The organism is Flavobacterium sp. (genome assembly GCF_041392085.1).
GTDB lineage: Bacteria > Bacteroidota > Bacteroidia > Flavobacteriales > Flavobacteriaceae > Flavobacterium.
This window is the reverse complement of sequence record NZ_JAWKMW010000006.1, coordinates 127,036-149,952: the sequence shown is the minus strand read 5'-3', so window position 1 is coordinate 149,952 and position 22,917 is coordinate 127,036. Positions and strand designations below refer to the sequence as shown.

General features: G+C 32.2%; 20 protein-coding genes. 10 read left to right on the top strand and 10 right to left on the bottom strand.

What is annotated here, in order from left to right:
• Positions 1-5 precede the first annotated feature (5 nt).
• The 5 genes from R2782_RS05480 to R2782_RS05460 form a co-directional block, all read right to left on the bottom strand.
• Positions 6-1,079, bottom strand: a complete 1,074-nt coding sequence (locus R2782_RS05480) for an alanine/ornithine racemase family PLP-dependent enzyme (protein WP_371267076.1) — start codon at positions 1,077-1,079, stop codon at positions 6-8.
• Entirely contained in the window at positions 1,079-2,230 is a 1,152-nt protein-coding gene (gene alr, locus R2782_RS05475; RefSeq protein ID WP_371267075.1) for an alanine racemase, read from the bottom strand. The genes R2782_RS05480 and alr overlap by 1 nt, the downstream gene beginning before the upstream one ends.
• Positions 2,220-3,374: an amidohydrolase gene (locus R2782_RS05470; protein WP_371267074.1), complete on the bottom strand. Its 1,155-nt coding sequence runs from the start codon at positions 3,372-3,374 to the stop codon at positions 2,220-2,222. Before R2782_RS05470 ends, alr begins: the two co-directional genes overlap by 11 nt.
• A gap of 5 nt (positions 3,375-3,379) precedes the next feature.
• On the bottom strand, positions 3,380-3,814 hold the full coding sequence (locus R2782_RS05465) for a GNAT family N-acetyltransferase (protein ID WP_371267073.1): 435 nt from the start codon (positions 3,812-3,814) through the stop codon (positions 3,380-3,382).
• 321 nt (positions 3,815-4,135) lie between these two features.
• Positions 4,136-4,867, bottom strand: coding sequence for a DUF2490 domain-containing protein (locus R2782_RS05460; protein WP_371267072.1), 732 nt, complete (start codon positions 4,865-4,867; stop codon positions 4,136-4,138).
• 73 nt (positions 4,868-4,940) lie between these two features.
• Here R2782_RS05460 and R2782_RS05455 point away from each other — a divergent pair, with 73 nt between their 5' ends.
• A complete protein-coding gene (locus R2782_RS05455; protein WP_371267071.1) occupies positions 4,941-6,476 on the top strand; it encodes a YifB family Mg chelatase-like AAA ATPase in 1,536 nt (511 codons plus the stop codon).
• Positions 6,477-6,524: 48 nt separating this feature from the next.
• Here R2782_RS05455 and R2782_RS05450 read toward each other — a convergent pair whose 3' ends face one another.
• From R2782_RS05450 to R2782_RS05440, 3 genes are all read right to left on the bottom strand, one after another.
• Positions 6,525-7,880 (bottom strand): hydroxymethylglutaryl-CoA synthase family protein, encoded by a 1,356-nt coding sequence (locus tag R2782_RS05450; RefSeq protein ID WP_371267070.1) that lies wholly within the window; start codon positions 7,878-7,880, stop codon positions 6,525-6,527.
• A 155-nt stretch (positions 7,881-8,035) separates the two neighbouring features.
• The gene (locus R2782_RS05445; protein ID WP_371267069.1) at positions 8,036-8,887 is read right to left on the bottom strand and encodes a neutral zinc metallopeptidase; all 852 of its coding nucleotides are present in this window, start codon (positions 8,885-8,887) and stop codon (positions 8,036-8,038) included.
• A 50-nt stretch (positions 8,888-8,937) separates the two neighbouring features.
• Positions 8,938-12,645, bottom strand: coding sequence for a PAS domain S-box protein (locus R2782_RS05440; protein WP_371267068.1), 3,708 nt, complete (start codon positions 12,643-12,645; stop codon positions 8,938-8,940).
• 489 nt (positions 12,646-13,134) lie between these two features.
• Here R2782_RS05440 and R2782_RS05435 point away from each other — a divergent pair, with 489 nt between their 5' ends.
• The 7 genes from R2782_RS05435 (at position 13,135) to R2782_RS05405 (ending at position 19,807) form a co-directional block, all read left to right on the top strand.
• Complete coding sequence (locus tag R2782_RS05435) at positions 13,135-14,367, top strand: chloride channel protein (protein WP_371267067.1); 1,233 nt, start codon at positions 13,135-13,137, stop codon at positions 14,365-14,367.
• Between the two features lie 64 nt (positions 14,368-14,431).
• The gene (locus R2782_RS05430) at positions 14,432-15,442 is read left to right on the top strand and encodes a bifunctional oligoribonuclease/PAP phosphatase NrnA (RefSeq protein WP_371267066.1); all 1,011 of its coding nucleotides are present in this window, start codon (positions 14,432-14,434) and stop codon (positions 15,440-15,442) included.
• Between the two features lie 2 nt (positions 15,443-15,444).
• Positions 15,445-16,032 (top strand): gliding motility-associated peptidyl-prolyl isomerase GldI, encoded by a 588-nt coding sequence (gldI, locus tag R2782_RS05425; RefSeq protein WP_371267065.1) that lies wholly within the window; start codon positions 15,445-15,447, stop codon positions 16,030-16,032.
• Between the two features lie 19 nt (positions 16,033-16,051).
• Positions 16,052-17,176 carry a peptidylprolyl isomerase gene (locus R2782_RS05420; protein WP_371267064.1) on the top strand — a complete coding sequence of 375 codons (1,125 nt, stop codon included), beginning with the start codon at positions 16,052-16,054 and terminating at the stop codon, positions 17,174-17,176.
• A 14-nt stretch (positions 17,177-17,190) separates the two neighbouring features.
• Positions 17,191-18,201 (top strand): peptidylprolyl isomerase, encoded by a 1,011-nt coding sequence (locus R2782_RS05415; RefSeq protein ID WP_371267063.1) that lies wholly within the window; start codon positions 17,191-17,193, stop codon positions 18,199-18,201.
• Positions 18,202-18,325: 124 nt separating this feature from the next.
• Positions 18,326-18,988, top strand: coding sequence for a lysoplasmalogenase family protein (locus R2782_RS05410; protein WP_371267062.1), 663 nt, complete (start codon positions 18,326-18,328; stop codon positions 18,986-18,988).
• Between the two features lie 102 nt (positions 18,989-19,090).
• The gene (locus R2782_RS05405) at positions 19,091-19,807 is read left to right on the top strand and encodes a hypothetical protein (RefSeq protein ID WP_371267061.1); all 717 of its coding nucleotides are present in this window, start codon (positions 19,091-19,093) and stop codon (positions 19,805-19,807) included.
• Here the strand turns inward: R2782_RS05405 and R2782_RS05400 are convergent.
• Positions 19,753-20,667 (bottom strand): bifunctional UDP-sugar hydrolase/5'-nucleotidase, encoded by a 915-nt coding sequence (locus R2782_RS05400; protein ID WP_371267060.1) that lies wholly within the window; start codon positions 20,665-20,667, stop codon positions 19,753-19,755. The genes R2782_RS05405 and R2782_RS05400 overlap by 55 nt on opposite strands.
• A gap of 10 nt (positions 20,668-20,677) precedes the next feature.
• Positions 20,678-21,457 (bottom strand): 5'-nucleotidase C-terminal domain-containing protein, encoded by a 780-nt coding sequence (locus R2782_RS05395; protein ID WP_371267059.1) that lies wholly within the window; start codon positions 21,455-21,457, stop codon positions 20,678-20,680.
• 49 nt (positions 21,458-21,506) lie between these two features.
• On the opposite strand from R2782_RS05395, the gene R2782_RS05390 reads away from it, so the two are divergent.
• A complete protein-coding gene (locus R2782_RS05390) occupies positions 21,507-22,025 on the top strand; it encodes a hypothetical protein (protein WP_371267058.1) in 519 nt (172 codons plus the stop codon).
• A gap of 2 nt (positions 22,026-22,027) precedes the next feature.
• Positions 22,028-22,909 (top strand): 4-hydroxy-tetrahydrodipicolinate synthase, encoded by an 882-nt coding sequence (dapA, locus tag R2782_RS05385; protein WP_371267057.1) that lies wholly within the window; start codon positions 22,028-22,030, stop codon positions 22,907-22,909.
• Positions 22,910-22,917: the final 8 nt, after the last annotated feature.

The following is a 22,917-nucleotide window of genomic DNA, read 5'->3' as shown; positions in this document are numbered from 1 at the left end:
TTTTTTTATTCCACTCTTTTTTCAATGTAATCCGAATTTAGTAAGTGTAACGCTCCCATGTATTTTAATTTAAACGAAATTAAGTCGCCAATGTTATATTTGTTTTGAGAGTTTGTAATATCAACTACTAACATATCGGAACTGGCATCTACAATGGTGATATTTTCATCTTCTGTTTTCAAATATTGCGGTTGCATATCCAACAAACCAATGTCTAAAATAGCTCGAAGTGAAGTGCTGCTCAAGTCGTCTACGTTAGAAATAGAAAAGGAATTTCCGGCAACATTTTCGCCTAATTCTCCATCTGGAACATTCGGTTTTTCGGTAATTTCGATAATTTCGGCAAACAATTTAAAAACATCATTGTGCATGTTTTCGATGGTTTCTCCGGTAAATAAATCTTTCCCAAAAAACAACGCTTCACCAATGCGAAAATGATTCACTGCCATGGGTCGGGCATTTTTTAAAATAAGTGGAACGGCAACCGAAGTGCCACCCGAAACCCAAGGGATAGACACATTGAATTTGACTTCAATCAGTTGCTTATATAAACTTAATTGAATCAATTTGTCTTGCGTTGGCATCACGCCGCTCAAACAATTTAAGTTGGTTCCGATTCCGCGAACTTCTATATTGGGCAGTTGTAAAACTTCACCATAAAAATTGATGAGTTCTTCGCCCATCACACCTTCACGCAAATCGCCCATCTCAATCATGATGATGATTTTATGGATTTTATTTTGCTTGATGGCTTCTTCCGAGAGTAATTTGATGGTATAGATTTCGGTATTAAAACTCACATTGGCAAATTCCACAATTTTTTTGATACTTAACTTTGCCGGTGGTTTAATGTAAACGGTTTGAATAGCCGGGTTGAGTTTTTTAATTTTTTTTAAATTACTAATTCTAGAATCATGAATTTCGGTTACACCCAATGCAATTAGTTCTTTCAAATAAATTACATTACCACATAATAATTTAGAAACAACACCCCATTCGATATTTCTGGATTTAAATAAATGGTCCAAAAACCTATAATTTTCATGAAGTTTTGATCGATATAATTTGATAAAAGCCATTAGATTAAAATTTTTCTGGGAATTGATTTTGAAATTCTCGTGAGTAATTCATAATTTAATTGATTACTATTTTCACTAAACGAAGCCACAGAAACATCAACTTTTTCTTGGCTTCCGATGAGAATTACTTCGTCACCAATTTTGATGGAAGGAATATCCGAAACATCCACTAACATCATATTCATATTTACCGTTCCAACCACCATACATCGCTGCTGATTGATGATGACTCGACCTTTATTACTAAGCGATCGACTGTAGCCATGAGCATAGCCAATTGGAATGGTGGCAATTTTCATTTTTTCTTTTGCCATAAAACTTGTTCCGTAACCAATGAATTCGCCAGTATTGATTTTTTTGATGTTCATTACTCGACTTTTCCATGAGATTACTCTTATTAACGGATCAATTTTCTTCTTTTTGGAAGAAATATAACTTGCAAAAACTTCGGGACTTGGCCATAATCCGTATTGCATTATTCCGATGCGAACCATATCCATTCGGGTTTCAGGAAACATGACTGAAGCGGCAGAACAAGCGGAATGCTTTATTTTTGGGACTAAATTTTTTACACAGAAATAGGCATATATTTTTTCAAACCGCTCAATTTGTTGTTTGACTCTAAAGTAGTTAGACATGCTTTCAGCTCCTGCAAAATGAGTGCATAATCCTTTAAATTCGATGTGATTTTCTTCTTTTTTTAATAAAGAAGTTAAACCGTTCAATTCACTTTGAACAAACCCGGTTCGATTCATTCCGGTCTCCACTTCAATATGGATGATGGCTTTTTTATTTAATTTTTTACTAATCTTAATAGCTGTCTCCAATCGTTTCTTTTCAAAAACATAAAATTCAATATCGTTTTGAATAACCCATTCCATCAGTTCATCCGAAACAAAACCCATTATTAAAATAGTAACTTTTTGGGGAAGTTGTTTTTTTACCAGTTGAGCTTCAGCAACATCAAAAACAGAAAAATGCGTAACACCACTTTCGTGAGCCATTGTCACAAATTCTTCAATGCCGTGACCATACGCATTTCCTTTTACAACAGAGGAAAGCATGACGTTTTTGCCATACATTTTCTTCAGAAAAAGTAAATTGTTTTGATATGAATCGGGATTAAGTTCAATAACCGAATTAGTGTGCATGATTGATTTCCTTACTGATTTGATGAAATAGTTTTACGCCTGTTGAGATAATTTCATCCGGAAAATCATAATCCGAATGATGCAAAGCCGGCGATTCTTTTCCTGCTCCAAGTCCGAACATAGCACCCTGATAAATTTGTGTAAACAAACCAAAATCTTCACCCCAACTAAAAGGTGATTCCTTTTCAAGCACATCTAATCCTAACAATTTTGAAGCATTTTTAATGTGTGTAGTAGCATCAGCATGATTTTCATTTGCTTGAAATGATTCTGTCCATTTAATTTTACATTCTAAGTGATGGTTTTTTATAATTTCTTCGGTTACTTTTAGCAATTCATTTGAAAGTTTTTCCATTTCTCTATTGGTTTGGCAACGAATGGTGAAATGAATTTCACCTTTTCCTGCCGAAATGCCATACGCTTTTTGACCAAATGAACTATAAACAGGTGTAATTATGCTAAAGTTTTCTATTGTTTTATCAGGTTGATTTTTCGAATCAAATTGCTGAATAATTGATGCAATTGCCAATGCAGGATTTGTTCCATTCTCAGGCTCTGCAGCGTGTGCAACTTTTCCTTTCAATCGAATAATCATACTTTTTACTGCACAGGAAAATGTACCCTCTTTCACCACAATTTGATTTTTTGTAAATCCGGGTAAATTATGCAAAGCAAAAACATAATCCGGGTTTAGATTTTTAAAATTTTCATCCTTTACCACTTTTTGTGCACCGGAACCATTTTCTTCGGCAGGTTGAAACAATAAAATCACGTTTCCTTTTTCAGGACGTTGATGATACAATTCGCTGGCAAGTCCACACAAAATAGCCATATGGCCATCATGTCCACACTTGTGTGAAATACTATTTTTAACTGATTGATGTTCAAATGAATTGGTTTCTTTTATTGGAAGTGCATCCAATTCACATCGAAACAAAATTGATTTTCCTTCTTTTAACCCTTTATAAATAGCGATAATTCCGTTTCCGCCAACATTAGTTCGTATTTCATCCGGTGAATATTGTTCCAAAAAAGATACCACTCGTTTAGCAGTTTCAATTTCTTTGCCGGATAATTCAGGGTTTTTATGTAGCTCTTTTCTAAAGCGAATGAGTGATTCCAGTCGATGGTTTAAATTTTCCATAACGATTATTTGGTTAATCTCATTTCTAAATATTTGTTTGTAAAGCCTAGTTTTTTGTATAAATGAAAAGCCGGATTGTCGGGTTCAACATGTAGTGCGATAGCTCCAGTGGTAGAATCTATAGCTTTTTGCATCAATTTTTTGCCATACCCTTTTCCGCGTTGCGAGTTATCTACAGCAATGTAAACCAAAATATTTTCCGGTATATAATCTTTCATTCCTGTATTGTTAAGAATTACTACGCCAACAATTTTGTTATCATCAACGCCAATTATAATGGTGCCACCTTTGGACGGGTTCATTACGTATTCGATACATTTCAAAATATCTTCGGTTGTATCGCCATATTGTTCTAAATGAGTGAACAAAAATTCAGCAATAACTTTTGGAGTGTAAGTTGGATGATTGCCTGTTTGAGCAGTAATAAGTGTAAATACCATAATTCATTTTTATAAAAAACAGCAATGAGCCAGTAGGCTTTTTTCTATTTCTGTTAAATTTGATTATTTATGCCGTATTTGGGATTTTCCCATGGCAAATGAACAGTAAACTGTTTGTTGATTTTAAGAAGATTTCATTGTGTAGAAATCAAAAATTTGGATTAGTAGAATGAAATAAAATTTCATGGAGTTAATCTAAACAAATCAAATTGATGTTGCAAAGGTACAAAATAAAAAACTAAAGCTTTTTAATCTTTACAAAAATCCTTTTAAAATATGGATTTAAGCAAATAAAAATGAATCAAAATAGCTATTATAAAACTAATTGTTTACGAGTTTTTTTCTTAAATCAAAATGGTGAAAAATGATAAGTTGTACATTGTGATTCATTTTAAAAGTATTACTGCTGTTCGACTCTATTAGTTGATTCATATAAGCCAATTGAAAAGTCATTTTTTTAAATTGGTAACCACCACCAAGTGAAATTCTGTTTTGGTCTAATCGGAAATTATTTTTAATTTCATGTCCAACATTTAATAAAATTTCATCAGCAGCCATTAGGTAGAATTTTCCTTTTTCTTGATTTTTAAAATAGTATCGTGTTTGCAGTAAATAGCGTAATCGGTAGTTAAAATTAAATTCATTTTGAAGATGGTCTTCGATAATTTTTCCTCTAAATCGGCCTTCATAACGCAATCGGTGTAAAAACGAAAAATCATTTTGTTTATGACTTAATGTTGTTTGTCCCCACAAGCGATGTTCCGGCCGAAAAGTTTCATTTCCTTCCGGCGGATAAATTTTTCCATAAGCATAACCAACGGTAGATGTCATTTTATTTTTTTTTTCAAAATGATACGTAATTCCGGTTCTTATTAAACCAAAACTTTCAGGAACCCAATGGACATCATTCCACAATGAAATGTTATCTGTTATTTTTGTTTGTGTGATGTAACCGAGCCAAAGCTGTTGATTTTCAGTTATTTTATTTTGTGAAGAGCAGTAGGCGGATAGAAATGAAATCAATATTAGTTTGAGGTATTTTGAACGATACATTTTATTTTTTTTTCAAAATTAAAGCAAATATTCAAATCAATTTGTGATATTTGTCACATTAAATGTATACGCCATGTTAGTTAAAGTATTTGGAAGTGCCGTTTTTGGTGTGGAAGCCACGACGATTACAGTTGAAGTAAATATTGACAAAGGAGTGGGCTACCACTTGGTCGGATTGCCCGACAATGCCATCAAAGAGAGCAGTTACCGCATTGCTGCCGCTCTCAAAAACAACAATTATTCTTTACCGGTCAAAAAAATTACCATCAATATGGCTCCGGCTGATATGCGGAAAGAAGGTTCTGCTTATGACCTTACGATTGCTATAGGTATTTTGGTTGCTACCGGACAAATTCAAGCGGAGGAATTAGACCGGTACATCATTATGGGAGAACTTTCATTGGATGGTGGATTGCAACCTATAAAAGGAGCATTATCAATTGCCATTAAAGCGAAAGAAGAAGGCTATAAAGGATTTATTCTCCCGATTCAAAACGTAAAAGAAGCCGCCATCGTGGAAGGATTGGATGTTTACGGAGTAGAAAATGTTTTACAAGTCATTGACTTTTTTGAAGGAAGAGGCGATTTACAACCAACTGTTATTGATACACAAACGGAGTTTTCAAGAACATTAGATTTTCCTGAATTTGATTTTTCAGATGTAAAAGGGCAGGAGGGAATCAAACGTTGTATGGAAATTGCGGCTGCAGGTGGACATAACATCATTTTAATTGGCCCACCCGGATCAGGTAAAACGATGTTAGCTAAACGAATGCCGAGTATTTTGCCACCGATGACCATGAAGGAAGCCTTGGAAACCACCAAAATTCATTCGGTTGCCGGAAAAATTAAAGATGCCGGTTTGATGAGTCAACGACCGTTTAGAAGTCCGCATCATACGGCTTCATCCGTTTCATTGGTCGGAGGTGGAAGTTATCCGCAACCGGGTGAAATTTCGTTGGCACATAATGGTGTCTTATTCTTAGATGAATTACCGGAATTCAAGCGTGAAGTGTTGGAAGTCATGCGTCAACCTTTGGAAGATAGAGAAGTAACCATTTCCAGAGCAAAATTTACGATTACTTATCCTTCTTCCTTTATGTTGGTGGCCAGTATGAATCCGAGTCCCGGTGGTTATTTTAACGACCCTAATGCTCCGGTAAGTACTTCTCCGGCAGAAATGCAACGGTATTTAAGTAAAATTTCCGGTCCGCTTTTGGATAGAATTGATATTCATATTGAAGTGAATCCGGTTCCGTTTGAAAAATTAACCGAAACCCGAAAGGCAGAGAGCAGTTCAGAAATCAGAAAAAGAGTTACTCACGCCAGACAAATTCAATCCCAACGGTTTGAAGCCTTTGAAAATTTGCATTACAATGCCCAAATGGGAAGTAAATACATTCGTCAATTTTGTGTGTTGGATGATATTTCATTAAGTTTATTAAAAACAGCCATGGAACGATTGAATTTATCTGCACGAGCGTATGACCGAATTTTGAAAGTGGCCCGAACCATTGCTGATTTAGAAGCTGCTGAAAACATCAAACCGAATCATATTGCAGAGGCGATTCAATATCGGAGTTTAGATAGAGAAGGGTGGTTGGGGTAGGTAAAAATAAACTTTAATATCAAAAATAAATAAATAATACTTTGTTAATTATTCTATGAAAACGTAATATCTCGCACCCACCAAAACCGGATTTTCTTTTTCAATAGAAGCTAAAACAAACTCATTTTTGGGTGCTAAAACAGCATGTTGCAATTCTTTTTTATGCAGTTTTTCGTATGTTTCAAAATCAATCGAGTGATTATTTTCTAATGTTTCAAAGAGATTAATTTGGCTGATAACCGATTTCCAATTTTCACAAACGGTGGCTTCAAAAACCTTTGATTTGGAACCGCTTCCGTAGGCTATGAATCCCACTTTTTGGTTTTCTAAATTGGTGTTTTCTTTTGCATGGTAACATAAAGCGGAAAGCATTCCTAAGAAAATAGAACCGGTATAAATATTTCCTATTTGACCCGAAGCAATTTCAGATGGATAAATTTTTTGATTAATGAGTTCCAAATATTCCTGACTTTTGGTCAATGCTTTTAGTTTGTCTTTTTCAGTTTCGCCAATTTGATTATTGAGTAATTCAGGATTTTCATTCGCGAAAATTTCTATTAAGGTTCTTCTACCTTGATAACAATAAGGAAGATGCATCAAAATAGAAACCCAATTTTCATACACTTTTCCGGTTTGCTGACTTTCTTTTTTGAAATGATTATAAGCTTCCGTAATTCGATTGATGTAACATTGGTTGGAGTATTGACCATCAAAAACAGGTTGTTCTTTGTAAATGGAAACTTCATTTTCCAGAACGCTAAACCATTCCGAATTTTCAGATGAATTGGTTATATCTGATTTAGAAAAAGTTCTTCTTGGTTTAAAAAAGTCAAAAACACCTTCTGAGGAAACGCCAACTTCATTTGAAAAACTTAAAATTCTTGGGTTTGAAGTAATCAGCATGGCAATGGCACCGGCACCTTGCGTATATTCTCCACTAGATGCTAAATCATATTTAGCATTATCGGATGCAATGACGATTGCTTTTTTTGTTGTATTTAACCGAATGTAATCCAAACAATTTTGAAGTGCATCGACTCCGCCAATACAAGCAAAAGTTAAATCAACCACATCACAATTTCGAAAAGAACCTATCCCTAATTTACTTTCTAATAAAGATAAAGCATAGGAAGCGATAGGTTTTGAACTATCCACACCACTTTCTGAACCTACATAAATCCGTGTAATTTCTGTCGGATTAATGTTCTCTTGTTCAATTAATTTTAAAGCAGCATTGGCAGCAAAAGTAACTACATCTTGATTTTTATCCGGAAAACTCATTTTGTGTAAACCGAGTCCTTTAATCAATTTATCAGGTTCAATATTTCGCTTGTCTGCAAGTGAGGAAATGGGTAAGTAGAGTTTAGGAATATCAAAGGAAATACTATCTATGCCAACGTTCATTTTTAGAATTTTTAAAAAAGCAAATGTATAAAAGTGACAGTCATTAAGGGCTGAACATTTTATAAAAAATCCTTAATTCAAAAGCGAATTATGAATGCTTTAAAAAAGGGAATGATAATTTTTTAAATGAACAATAAAACGCATTTAAACTGAAATTAATTCAATTCAGCAAAAGTATCACCTTGTCTGATATCTCCGGTTTTAAATCCTTTACCAAACCATTTTACTCTTTGTTCTGATGTGCCATGCGTAAACGAATCGGGTACTACATGGCCTTGCATTTTCTTTTGAATAGCATCATCCCCAACAGCATGTGCTGCACTTAGGGCTTCCTCAATATCACCTTCTTCTAAGTATTTACTGTTGTAATGTGTCCATAATCCAGCATAAAAATCGGCTTGAAGTTCTAAGGAAACGGATAGTTTATTTCCTTCAGCTTTACTCATTTTTTGTTGCAATTGTCTTACTTTACCGGATGTTCCCAAAAGTGTTTGTACATGATGCCCCACTTCGTGGGCTATAACGTAAGCAATGGCATAATCACCACCTTGGGCACCAAATCGAGTTTGTAATTCATCAAAAAAATCTAAATCCATATAAATTTTTTGATCAGCAGGGCAATAAAAAGGACCGGAAGCAGAAGTAGCACCACCACATTCTGTTTGTACCGAACCCCTAAACAAAACCATACCCGGTTCTTTATACGTCATTCCGTTTTCTTCAAAAATTTCGTGCCAGACGTCTTCGGTATCTGCGAGAACAGTTGACACAAATTGGCCCATTTTTTCATCTTCTTCACTCAAAGGTTGTGAAGGACTTTCTGTAGATTGCTGTTGATTTAATTGTTCTAGTATTGGTGCAAGATTTTGAGCACCTTCGCCACCAAACATATTGATAAGAAGTAAAATAATACCAATTAATCCTCCACCGGCCACAACTTTTCCTGTGTTGCCCATGCCACGGCGATCTTCTACGTTTTTACTTTGTCTTCTGCCTTCCCATTTCATACAGCAATTTATTTTAGTGATTTATACTATCATAAATATATAAAATTATTTTACTTTTTCAACCACTTTGACACAATTTCTTCTAAGCTTCCTTTGATGATGGGTTTAGAGATATAATCATTCATTCCTATTTCAATACATTTTTCTTTTTCACCAACAACAGTACCGGCAGTTAAAGCAATTATGGGTAGGTTTTTTGATGATTCCAGTTTACGAATTTCAATAGTTGCTTCATAGCCATTCATGACAGGCATTTGTATGTCCATAAAAATAATATCTACTTTTTCTTCTTGAATATATTCAAGTGCTTCTAAACCATTGGATACAATAGTAATTGTTGCATTAGGGAGAATTTTTTTTAATAATGTTTTAGCTAACAATGAATTAATATTGTTGTCTTCAACAATTAAAACCTTTGCCTCGATTGGGTTTTCGTAGACAAACTCTTCATTTACAGTAATGTTCTTAGGAAACTCAATTGATTCTTTACTGGATGTTTGTAAATCGATATCAAAATAGAATGTACTTCCTTTTTCAGGAATACTTTTGAGTTCTAATTTACTATTCATTAACCCTAATAATTTATTGGATATACTTAAACCTAATCCGGTTCCACCATATTGTCTTGTGGTAGAACTGTCTTCTTGTGAAAATGCTTCGAAAATTTTGGATTGATTTTCTCTGCGAATTCCAATACCGGTGTCAATAACGGAAAAACGTAATCGGGTTTGATGAGAAGCAATCTTATCTATAACTGCTATTTGAAGTTTTACTTTTCCTTTGGATGTGAATTTGACTGCATTTCCTAATAAATTGATAAGGATTTGTTTAAGTCTAATGGAATCAATCCATACTGTTACGGGAACATCACTATTAATATGTAAATCAACATCCAGCTTTTTTTGAATTGCATCAAACTTAATCGTCTCGATTACTTCAGCAGCAATATCAGCTACTTTTGTTTCCTCAATTGATAATTCTAGATTGCCGGATTCAATTTTAGAAAAGTCCAAAATATCGTTGATTACACCCATTAAAGCTTTTGCTGATTGGTTAACCGTTTTCATGTATTTAGACTGAGCTTTTTCCAGATTAGAATGCATCAATAAATCTGTGAATCCAATAATTCCGTTTAAAGGAGTTCTAATTTCATGACTCATATTGGCTAAAAATTCAGATTTAGCTTTGTTTGCAGCAACAGCCATTTCTTTTTCTTTGATAGCAGCTTCTTGCAATTTTCTTTCGGTAATATCAATGAAGATTCCTTCAATGTATTCAATTTGATTATCTTTAATGATTACATCACCAAATTCTTCCACCCAAATAATTCGTTCATCCTTGTGAATGATACGATATATAAAATGTATTTTTTGTTTATTTTCCAGTGCATATTTTTGGTCATTAACTACTCTGTTTCTATCATCGGGGTGAATAATATCGATATACGAAATTTCATTATTTAAAAATAATTCTTTTGGATAGCCGGATAATTTTTCAATTTCATTGTTCAGATAGATTTTAGTAAATTTAGAATCGTATTTTGATAAATAAATTGTACCCGGAATGTTGTCGGCCAACAATCTAAAACGCTCTTCGCTGTCATTGATAATAGTTTCATTAATATTTCTCTCCAATGAAGCCGAAATATTGTTAACTAACGATTGTAGAATATTCACTTCATCTTCTGTCCAAATCCGTTCTGTTTTACAATCATCAAAACCGAGTGCACCAATTAATTTATTTTTCACAAGAATTGGAAAAATAAGTACTGAGAGTGTACTTTGAGATTTTAATAGTTCTTTATAATCACTTTCAAAGATGTTTCGGACAATTCTGTTGTATATTTTATTTGATTTTAGTGGAATAACAATATCCAAAAATACTTCATAAGGTACGTTTTGCAGCTTAGGATTATTAATTTGTGGATCAATATTTTCGTTGACCCATTCGTGTTTTTGAGAAATTAATCTTTTTTCTTCATTTGCTTCAAAAAAATAGACTCTATCTGCTTTTACAGCCTTACCAAGTGTTTTTAGAATATCATCGAAAATACTGTGAATGTTGCTATTGGATAATATTTTTTCAGAAATTTTAGTGATTGCAGTTAAAACATCACTTTTGTATTTCAAATTTTCTTCAATCTGCTTTCTTTTTAACGTTTCAATAGCCAACGAAATTATTTCAGAAACTGATCGTGTGAAATTGATATCTTCATTGTCCCAATACCTCAAATTTTCAACTGCTTCAAAGCAAATAATACCATAGAATTTTCCATCAATAAAAACAGGATAATCCAATAATGATTTTACATTATTTTCATTAAAGTAATTGTCTATAAATTCTGAGGTTTCCTTTTGACGTTTTACGTCAGAGGCGATAATAATTTGTTCTTTTTCTATAGATTCAAAATAAATTGGGAAATCTTTCTTTTTTAATACCAAATGGTTTGAATGTTTAAATTCTTTGAGTTCAAACAAATTGATGCATTCAATTCTATCTAAATAATAATTCCAAAAACTTATCCGTTGAATACCGGAAGCTTTGGCTACACTTTCAAAAATAATTTTTAAAATGGGTACAATGTTTTCATAACCTGCAAAGCTTGTTGTGGATAATTTTGTTAATGTATTGTTGTATTTTTTTATTTTATCTTGTCTTTGATTTCGTTCAATTTCCAAGTTTCGAATTAAAGTAATATCCCTAGCAATTCCGGAATAACCAATAATTTCTCCTAAATCATTTTTTTTAACAGTAATCTTTTGAGAAATCCAGACTTCGCTTCCATTTTTTTTCATAATTGGAAATTCCAATAGTCTAGGAATTTCTGTTTTATTTAGTTCTTCAGTATAGTATTGAATTAACTCTTTTTGATAATCTTCTCTAATTAATTCTCCAAAATGAAATTGTATTAATTCTTCTAAGGTGTATTGTAATAATTCGCATGAAAAAGAATTGATATAAGTAAATTTTCCTTTTTTATCTGTTTCAAAAATTAAATCGGTAGCAGATTCTACAAGGTTTTTATATTGATTTTCAATATTAATTTGTTCCGTGACATCTATTCCAATACCAACAAATAAATCTTCTCCAAATTCTTTATCAACCCATTGAATAAATTTGTATTGACCGTCTCTACATTTGAGTTTACGTTTGTATATACGATCTTTTTGATAATCTTGGTGGTAATCTTCTCCAATAAACTCCGGATCTTCGGTCAATTTCCAAAAACCCATCCCCAAAACTTCATCTACTTGATAACCAAGAATAGTGTTAATATTTTCACTACAATACGTTAGTTCGCCATTTTTTTTGGTAGCAATGACGAGCGAATTTCCTTTGTTCACAATTTCATTGGCAAATAAAAATTTTTCTTTTGTATTCAGAATAGAATTGTGTCGAACATAATTTAAGATAATGATGAGTATAAAACTGATAACACAAATAACACCAATTTTAAAATTAATTATTCCGGTAATTATTAAGGTTAGAAACAATATAAGAACTGATAAAACAAATAACCAATAATGTCTATTTTTTTTAAAAACATTATAAGAAAAAAAGAAGAGTATCAGCATAGCTGAAAAAGTAATCAATTCCATTGGTTCATAAACAACCAAATTTCTAAGTACAATTGATAAATAGACAAGATAAAAGAAAATAAACAAATGTCGTAACAAATTAAAAACCCGAATACTTTTTTTACTGAGTAAATAAATGCCTAAAAAAACCAAGCCAAAAATTAAATTTGATTTGACCATAGGCTGGTTTCGAAGTTCAAAAACGTTTAGAACAATTTCTATCAAAGGGATAATTATAGACAGCGATAGAAAGTACTTTTGATATTCAATTTTTGAAAATTCGGTTTCAGAAAAATCTTTTACAAAACTTCTATTGTAAGCTGCATTTCTCCTAAATACCAAAAAAGAAACAGTAAGTAGAAAAAGAACAAAAATGATTACAAACAACCAGTCTCTGCTTAAGGAGGTAGAGGTTATGTTTTGTATAAAACTAATTTTTAACTTTAATTGAAATATTGAAAAATCTTCGAAGTATTTCAGATAATTTAACAACGGTAAAAACCATAAATTATTTAAATGGGGCATTTTAAAGTGTTTGGCTATTTTTGTTAATTAGTTGATAAAATTAACAATATTATTTTATTCTTAATGTTATTTGAATTTTTTAATCAAATACTTTATTAACAACAGCCATTTTAAAATCACTATTTTTGGCTCAAATCATTTATAATGGAATTAAAATCTTTACTTAAGTTTTTTTTTAAATGGATTTTCTTGTGTATAATCATTGGAATTTGTTCAGGGTTGGCCTCCGGATTATTTTTATACAGTCTTGAATTTGTTACTTTTTTTAGAGAGTTAAATCAATGGATAATTTGGTTTTTGCCTATCGGTGGTCTTTTGATAGGTTATTTGTATTTTTTATATGGAAAAGAGGTAGTGAGTGGAAATAATTTAATTTTGGAAGAATACTCAAACTCCAAAAAAAGAATACCATTTCGGATGGCTCCTTTAGTGTTTTTTACTACACTAATTACTCATTTTTTTGGAGGCTCAGCAGGAAGAGAAGGCACAGCTATTCAGATGAGTACCAGTATTTCAGATCAACTTAGTTCATTTTTCTCTTTACATAATAGAGAGCGAAAAATTATCTTGGTTTGTGGTATAAGTGCAGGTTTTGCATCTGTTTTTGGAACACCATTAGCCGGTGCTGTTTTTGCAATAGAATTATTGTTTTTCAGTAAAGTAAGTTTAAAGAGTATTGTTCCTTCTTTTTTAGTGGCTTTTATAGCCTATTTTACCGTTGAATTTTTACCGGTTCAACACACACACTACATGATTCCATTTGTACCTAATATTACTATACAAACCCTTTTCTGGACTATTTTAGTGGGAATTCTTTTTGGTATTGTAGCTATGTTGTTTTCTAAAAGTACCCATTGGTGGGGAAGGCTATTTGTAAAACACATCAACTTTCCGCCTCTTCGTCCATTTATAGGTGGCATTGTATTAGCCTTGACTGTTTTTTTGATTGGAAGCACAAAATACATCGGATTGGGAATTCCAACTATTTTAGAATCATTTGAAATGCAACAGTGGGTTGGTATTTTTGCAATAAAAATTCTCTTCACCGGTTTTACTTTAGGAGCAGGATTTAAAGGAGGTGAAGTAACTCCTTTATTTTTTGTAGGAGCAACATTAGGGAGTTTTCTATCGCTTTACATTCCTCTTCCAACTGCTCTTTTAGCAGGGATGGGTTTTGTAGCTGTTTTTTCTGGTGCAACACATACGCCAATTGCTTCTACCCTAATGGGAATTGAGTTATTTGGATTACAAACAGGAATCTTCGTAGGAGTTGCTTGTTTTGTTTCTTATTTTTTTTCTGGTATGAATGGTATTTATTCTTCACAAGTTATTGGCGGTATAAAAAAGCAAATATATACAGGAATAAAAAATCGGTAGCTTAAAAGTTTTAATTGCTTGCTATTATTTCGTTATTCACAGAAAAAAAGTAACTTCGCAACCTATGGAAGAAAATCAAATCATTGAAACCAAAAAACTGCTTCAGCATTCAAAAAAAATCGTCATCATTCCTCATAGAAACCCAGATGGTGACGCAATGGGTTCAACATTGGCTTTGTATCATTTTCTTTCTAAATTAAAGCACCAACCAATTATCATTTCTCCAAATGAGTTTCCGGATTTTTTAGCTTGGCTACCGGGTTCATCAGATGTACTAATTTTTGAAAAAGATAAACACCAAGCTACAAACTTACTTGAAAAGGCAGATTTAATTCTCACCTTGGATTTTAATGCGTTGCACAGAACAGGAGAAATGGAAAACGTGTTAACAAAAGTAGAATCTCCATTCATTATGATAGATCATCATCAGGCTCCTGATGATTATGCTCAAGTTACGTTTTCAGAAACTCGTTATGGCTCAACATGTGAAATGATTTATGATTTTATCTTGGCAATAGCGAATGCGGACAGTATTGACAAAACAATTGCTACATGTATTTATACTGGTATTGTAACAGATTCAGGGTCATTTAAATTTCCAAAAACGACAGGTAAAACACATCGAATTGTAGCTGATTTAATTGATCGGGGGGTTGATAATACCGAAGTACACAATTTACTTTACAATAATAACACTTTTGAAAGCTTACAACTGTTGGGATCAGCTTTAAAGAATATGCATATTTTAAAGGAACACAAAACTTCTTACATAACGTTGACACAAGAAGAGCTAGATCGTTTTAATCATAAGAAAGGTGATACTGAAGGTATAGTAAATTATGGTTTATCTATTAAGGATGTTATTTTTACGGCTATTTTTATTGAAAATAAAGACGAAGGTATTATCAAAATATCTTTGCGTTCTCTCGGTAACTTTGATGTTAATGAGTTTGCAAGAGAATATTGGAATGGAGGGGGACACGTTAATGCCGCCGGAGGAAAATCGCTATTATCTATGTCAGAAACAATAACGCGATTTGAGAATATTGTAAAAAATCATCCCAAATTGAAATAACAATGAAAACTAAAACGTTGTATTATTTTCTTTTAATTGGCATGTTTTTAGCTATAAGTTGCCAAGATCCGGAAGCAAGAAGACCCATTCAAAAGTCGTCCGGAAGTTTTATGAAGGAATCTGTAAATCGGAATAAACAGTTAATTGCCAAAGAAGAAAAGTTGATTGATTCTATCATTAAGAGCAATCCTGAAAAAACGTATTTGGCTTCACAAAAAGGCTATTGGTATACGTATGAGGTAAAAAATGAAAAAGATACGCTTAGACCCAAAATGGGTGATGTGGCATTTTTTGACTATGAAATTTATGATATATATGGAAATGTTATTTATACTGCTTTGGAACTTCGGTCGCAAGATTATTTAGTGGATAAACAAGAGATAATGATAGGACTGAGAGATGGTATTAAGTTGATGAGAAAAAATGAAAAAGTTACTTTTTTGTTTCCTTCTCATATGGCTTATGGTTATTTGGGTGACAAAAATAGGATTGGCTCCAATGTTCCTATAAGATGTACTGTAACATTAAATGATTTTGAAAAGGAATCCGAATTAAAAAAAATGAAAAAAGAAAATAATACGAACAATTAATTAAAATTTGAATAATATAATGAAAAGATTACAATTTCTATATTTAACAATAGCTGCAGTTTTTTTTATTTCATGCGGTAATGATTATGACCATTTAGGAGATGGAATCTTTGCTGTAATAAAAACATCAAAAGGTGAAATTATAACAGCATTAGAATATGAAAAAACGCCAATTACAGTCGCTAATTTTATCACTTTAGCAGAAGGTACCAATGAGCACGTAACCGATGATTCAAAAAAAGGGATTCCGTTTTATGACGGATTAACCTTTCACCGTGTTGAGCCAAATTTCATGATTCAAGGTGGTGACCCTGCCGGAAACGGTAGCGGAGGTCCTGGGTATAATTTTATGGATGAAATTACGGATTTGTCGCATGATGGTCCCGGAATTTTATCTATGGCTAATGCCGGTCCTGCCACTAATGGCTCACAGTTTTTTATTACTCATGTTGAAACCAAATTCCTAGATGGCAGACACACAGTTTTTGGAAAAGTGAAAGAAGGACAGGAAGTGGTTAATGCAATTGTGGCTTCTGATGTCATCGAATCAATCAAAATTGTTAGAAATGGTGAGGCTGCTAAAAAATTTGATGCCGTTAAAGTTTTTAATGACCGTTTGCGAGTGGAAGCAGAAAACAGAAAAAAAGCAGAAGAAAAGGCAGCTGTTGAAAAAGCAAAATTTTTAGCTCAATACAAAGATGTAATCGATTTAAAATTAACTTTTTTTGAAGAGCAAAAGAAATTAGCTAAAAAAACATCTAATGGATTGCAATACTCAATTTATGAAAAAGGTAATGGTAAAAAGCCTGCTACTGGAACTACAGTATATGTAAATTATTCCGGTTTTTTTGAAAGTGGAGAATTGTTTGATTCCAGTTATGAAGATGTTTCAAAGGCGTTTGGAAAGTTTAATCAACAAAAAGCAGATGCCGGTGCTTACGTGCCTTTTCCATTTCAATATGGTAATAAAACCGGTTTAATCCCGGGTTTCTTGGAAGGTTTAGAAAAAATGAATATTGGTGACAAAGCCGTTTTATTTATTCCTTCCCATTTAGGCTATGGTGAAGCCGGTGCTGGAGGAGTAATTCCGCCCAACGCAAATTTAATTTTTGAATTAGAACTTTTAGAAAATTTACCAAACTAAAACATAATTAAACTATGAAAAAGTTATTTTTTATTGTACTCTTGAATTTTTCAACAATTCTATTGGCTCAAAATGAAAATGGTCTTTACGCCGAAATACTAACATTGAAAGGAAATATTCTACTCAAACTAGAATATGAAAAAACTCCGATTACAGTTGCTAATTTTGTTTCTTTAGCAGAAGGTACAAACCAAGAAGTTTCTGAGAGTTTAAAAGGTAAACCTTATTTTGACGGTTTAAAATTTCACCGTGTGATATCCAATTTTATGATTCAAGGAGGCGATCCAACAGGAACAGGTACTAGTGGACCCGGCTACAAATTTGCCGATGAAATTACCGATTTAAAACATGACAGACCCGGAATTCTTTCCATGGCTAATGCAGGAAAAGGAACCAATGGCTCACAGTTTTTTATTACGCATGTTCCAACACCTCATTTAGATGGTAAACACACTGTTTTTGGGAGTGTAGTTGAGGGGCAGAATGTTGTAAATGCGATTGCCCAGAATGATGTGATGGACAAAGTAAGAATTATTCGTATTGGTGATGCTGCTAAGAAATTTGATGCTCCAAAAGTATTTACTGGAAGACATGCTGCGGAAGAAGCTTTGCAGAAAAAAAGAGCAGAAGAGTTAAAGTTAGATAAAGTAAAGTTTAATGAGTACGTGCATAAAGCATTTCCAAAAGCAACAATTCTTCCTTCAGGATTAGCATATGTTATGGAAACAGAAGGAACGGGTTCAAAAGCTATGCCCGGAAATAATGTTTCGGTACATTATATAGGTGAATTTTCTGATGGTAAAAAATTTGACAGTTCTTATGATCGTAATCAACCAATTGATTTTAAGCTGGGTAATCGAATGGTAATTCCGGGTTGGGAAGAAGGTATTGCTCTGTTAAATAAAGGTGCAAAGGCAAAATTAATCATTCCGTATTGGCTTGCCTACGGGATTGATGGAAGACCACCCGTTATTCCGGCCAAATCAACACTCATATTTACAACAGAATTAGTAGACATAAAGTAAGTTGAATCTGTTTTTAAAAGTCAAATTTTCTTAAGAAATTTGACTTTTTTATTTCTATTGCTTAAAATAATTTTAATATGCTGCTTTTTTAGTAACTTTATTCAGAATTTTATAGCTTCTTGAAATGAATAAAGTAAAAGGATTGACCGTTGTTTTGTTCATTGTTGTTATTATTGAAGTAATTGCAGAATATTTTAGGTTTTTACCTCTGATTTATATATTCAAACCAATTATTTCAGTAATGTTAATGATTTTATATTGGTATAGTTCACAGCGAAAAGATATTTTGTTTTTTCTAACAATATTCACTTCGCTACTTACCAATGTATTATTTATTCCCCAGGATATTCACTACATTTTTATTGGACTTATTGTATTTGGTTTTCATCGAATAATTAATATTTTTTATGTACTTAGGGTAATGAAAACAAGAGATTTTATTCCGGTTATTCTAGCTTCAATCCCTTTTTTTATTATTTTTTTCTATATTTTTTTTGATATTGATTTGCTCTCAAAAAAAATATATTATATCATGATTATGCACAATAGTTTGATTTCGATATTTGGTGGTATTGCTTTGTCTCATTACATTATGAACGATAGTTCAAGAAGTTCATGGTTGTTAATATGTGTATTGACATTCGTAACATTACACTTTATCATTTTTATAGAAAAATTTTACATTCAATTGCAAATTTTTCGACCTATTGCAATGAGCTTGAATGCCTTTGCTTATTATGCTTTTTACAAGTTTATTTTAATCATTGAAAAATCTAATTCGAATTAATTTAGACAGATTTTTCAAACTATTTTCATTTAATTTTGAAGCACCTCATTATTTTTCTATCTTAGATGCTTAATAATCAATAAATAGAAATACCATATTTTTTTGAAATCTGCTCACAAATTAATAATACCGTTAACACTATTATTTTATTTAATTGTTGGTACATTGTCTTTTGCTGTTTATTTTGAAATAGAATGGATCATTCTTATGTCAAGATTGGGTGGTCTTTTGCTTATTTTTTTGATTTATTTATTACAATCGTTAAGAAGAAACAGACTTTATTTACTTTCCTTATTCTTTTCGTTAATGTCTATTTTATTATTGTTTTTTAAGACAGAAGAGGGAGTTTTATATGCCACTCTTTTCTTTTTAGTTTTTGAAATTTTAACAATAACCATAGTATTTAATTATTCAAAAAAAATCAGTTTTATTCCCATTGCTTTGGGTTTTTTACCCTTTTTATCTATTTGCTTTTATTTAATTTTTTTAACTTACTCTTCCTTAGGAATCAATTATTTACCATCCATTCTTAATGCTTTTATAATTTCATTTCTTGGCGGATTAGCTGTTTCCAATTATGTTATTGAAGAAGACAACATGAAAAACAGCTTCTTACTCATCAGTACATTATTGTTTACTATGTTGATTTTTGTTTTTATGATTGAGAAGTACTATTTGTCCGTTCAGGTATTTAAACCCATTCGTACAATTTGTTTTTTTGGAGGACATTATCTTTTTATGAGATATGTATTACTTGCAGAACATCAAACAATAATTGATTTGCCTTGCGAAGCTACTGAAGAATCTGAACTAAAATAGAAATCTATTCTTCCTAAATTAATTCCATAACAACCAACTTGATTAATTAATACATCCTGATTATCTAGATTTTTAACTACCGTTGGTTTTTCTAAAAACGTATGTGTATGACCTCCAATAATTAAATCGATATGGCGTGTTAATGAGGCTAATTTTATATCACAAATTTTATTAGGATCATTTTTATAAGCGTAACCGAGATGGGAGAGACAAACAATCAAATCACATTGTTCTTCAGACTTTAACTTTTTTACTATATCTATGGAAATTTCTACCGGGTCGTTGTAAATTGTTTCTTGATACATTTTTTTATCCACTAAGCCGGCCAATTCTACACCCAATCCAAACACACCTACCTTGAAACCATTTTTGTTAAAGATTTTATACGGCTTTACAAATGGAGCCATAATGGTGTTCCTGAAATCATAATTAGCAGATAAAACAGCAAATTTTGCATGAGGCATTTGGGCGGCTAAGCCTTCAATACCATTGTCAAACTCGTGATTTCCAATTGTTGTTGCTGCATAACCCATTTTTGACATTAGTTTGAACTCTAATTCACCTCCATAATAATTAAAATAGGGAGTTCCCTGAAAGCTATCACCGGCATCTAAAAGTAAAACGTTTGGATTCTCTTTTTTTATCTTTTCGATAAGTATGGCTCTATTAACAACTCCTCCCATATTGGGGTATTTGGGATGATTTGTAGGAAAGGGATCAATATGACTGTGAACATCATTAGTGTGTAAAATAGTTAAGTGCTTTAATTTTGACTCCTCAAATCCAGATAATGGCACACCTCCGAAACTAACTAATGTTGAACCGGCTATAGTATTTTTTATAAATTCTCTTCTTTTCATTTTACTTGTTTTATTCAACAATTATTCTTGGTAGAGTAGAAGCTTCAATGATGTCGACAGATTTAAAATAATCAATTAAAAGAGTTCTTATCTTGTAGTCTAGCTCAAAGAGTTTTATGTTTTTTTGAAAAAACAGCATATTGTCGCCGCCATTAACTAAGTAATCTGAAGTGGCAACATAGTAAACTTTTTCAAAATTTAATTCTTGTCCGTTCACAGTAACGGATTTTACATTTTTATTTGAATCCAATGTAACAAGTATTCCACTTAAAGGATGTGGTTTCTTTTCAGTTATTAAATAATGAATCATTTCCATGATTTGGCTTCCCTTTAAAGCAGCCACTACAATATTGTTTTCAAAAGGCATTACTTCAAAAGCAGTTCTTGTACTTACGTTTCCCTTTGGAATGATAGAACGAATTCCACCGTGATTCAACAAACAAATGTCAACTGTTTTGCCGTATCGTGTAGAAAAAACTGTATTGCTTTCACTCAAACAAACGTCAGCTAAAAAGTTACCAATGTTGGTTTGCCATTCTCCTTTACTTTTGTCTAAGGTTTCTGGGCAAAAAGCTAAAACACTATCCAAATCTTTATTGATATGTTCACGATAGGGTTTAATAAAGTTTTCAATTTCAGTTTCTGCTGCAGAGGTTGCTGATATACTTAATTGTTTACCTTCTATTTTTACAATTTCATAACTCGATTTACAACTGAAAAGGGATAGTAGAAATGTTATAAATAACACAAAATGTATTACTCTAATGATATAGTTTTTTAGTTTTAGCATCAAAAAAATGACTTTAATTCTATAAATTTGTAAACCAAGTAAAGGTACGATGTTTTTAAAATATTTTAGAACTTTTTCCGCTAAAAGAGTATTAAAAAAAAGTTCAATTAATGTAAATTCTACCGTTTCTAATCATCCAATTCAAACAGTTGGTGTTTTAATTGATGAGACGGTTTTTAACGACAAACAAGCTTTGATTCAAAATTTAATTGCAAAAGGAATTAAGCCGGAAAACATATCCGTTTTAGCCTACAAAGCAAAGTATAAAAAGAAGGAAAATATAACATATCCTCATTACAGCAAAAAAGATATAACTTGGCTTGGGACTATTGAAAAAAAAGAAGTTAAAGATTTCAAATCCTGTGTATTCGATTTGTTGATTAGTTATTATGACGAAAAGAAAACACCTTTACAAATTGTTACTTACAAGTCAAAGGCAGATTTTAAAGTGGGATTTGTTTCTTCAGACAAACGATTAAATCATTTTATGATTGATACAGAAATTCAGAATTACAATGTTTTTGTAGATGAATTATTCAAATACTTACGAATACTAAACAAACTATAGCTATGCAATCACTCATTGGAACAGGAGTGGCTTTGATTACTCCTTTCAAAAAAGATTTATCCGTTGATACGGAAGCTTTAACAAAAATTGTTCATTATCAAATCGACAATGGAATTGATTATTTAGTTGTTTTGGGAACAACTGCTGAAACTGCTACGCTCACTTCAAAAGAAAAAGAGTTAGTTATTACAACTGTTGTTAGGGCTAACAATAAAAAACTACCATTAGTGTTAGGTGTTGGCGGCAACAACACATTGCAGGTTATAGAAGAACTAAAAACAAGAAATTTAGCTGATTTTGTGGCCATACTTTCGGTTTCACCTTATTATAACAAACCCACTCAAGAAGGTATTTATCAACATTTTAAAGCGATTGCTCAAGCATCACCAATTCCGATAATTTTATACAATGTGCCGGGTAGAACTGCCAGTAATATATTACCTTCCACCGTTTTGAGGTTGGCAAATGACTTTAAAAATATTGTGGCAATTAAAGAAGCTGCCGGTGATATTGTACAAGCCATGAAAATAATCCAACAAAAACCCCAAGGCTTTTTAGTTATTTCGGGTGATGATATGGTTACGTTACCGATGGTTTTAGCAGGTGGAGCGGGCGTGATTTCTGTTATTGGAGAAGGATTCCCAAAACAGTTTTCAACTATGGTTAGGTTTGGTTTAGAACGAAGAGTTGATGATGCTTATCGGATTCATTATCAATTAGCGGATGCAATTGATATGATTTTTGAACAAGGAAATCCGGCTGGTATAAAAGAAATTTTTCATGTTTTAGGCTTGTGTGAAAATGTTTTAAGACTTCCTTTGGTTAATGTTAACGAAGACTTAGCAAAAAGAATTCGTTTAGCCGTAAAAAAAATCGTAAATTAGCACTGAAT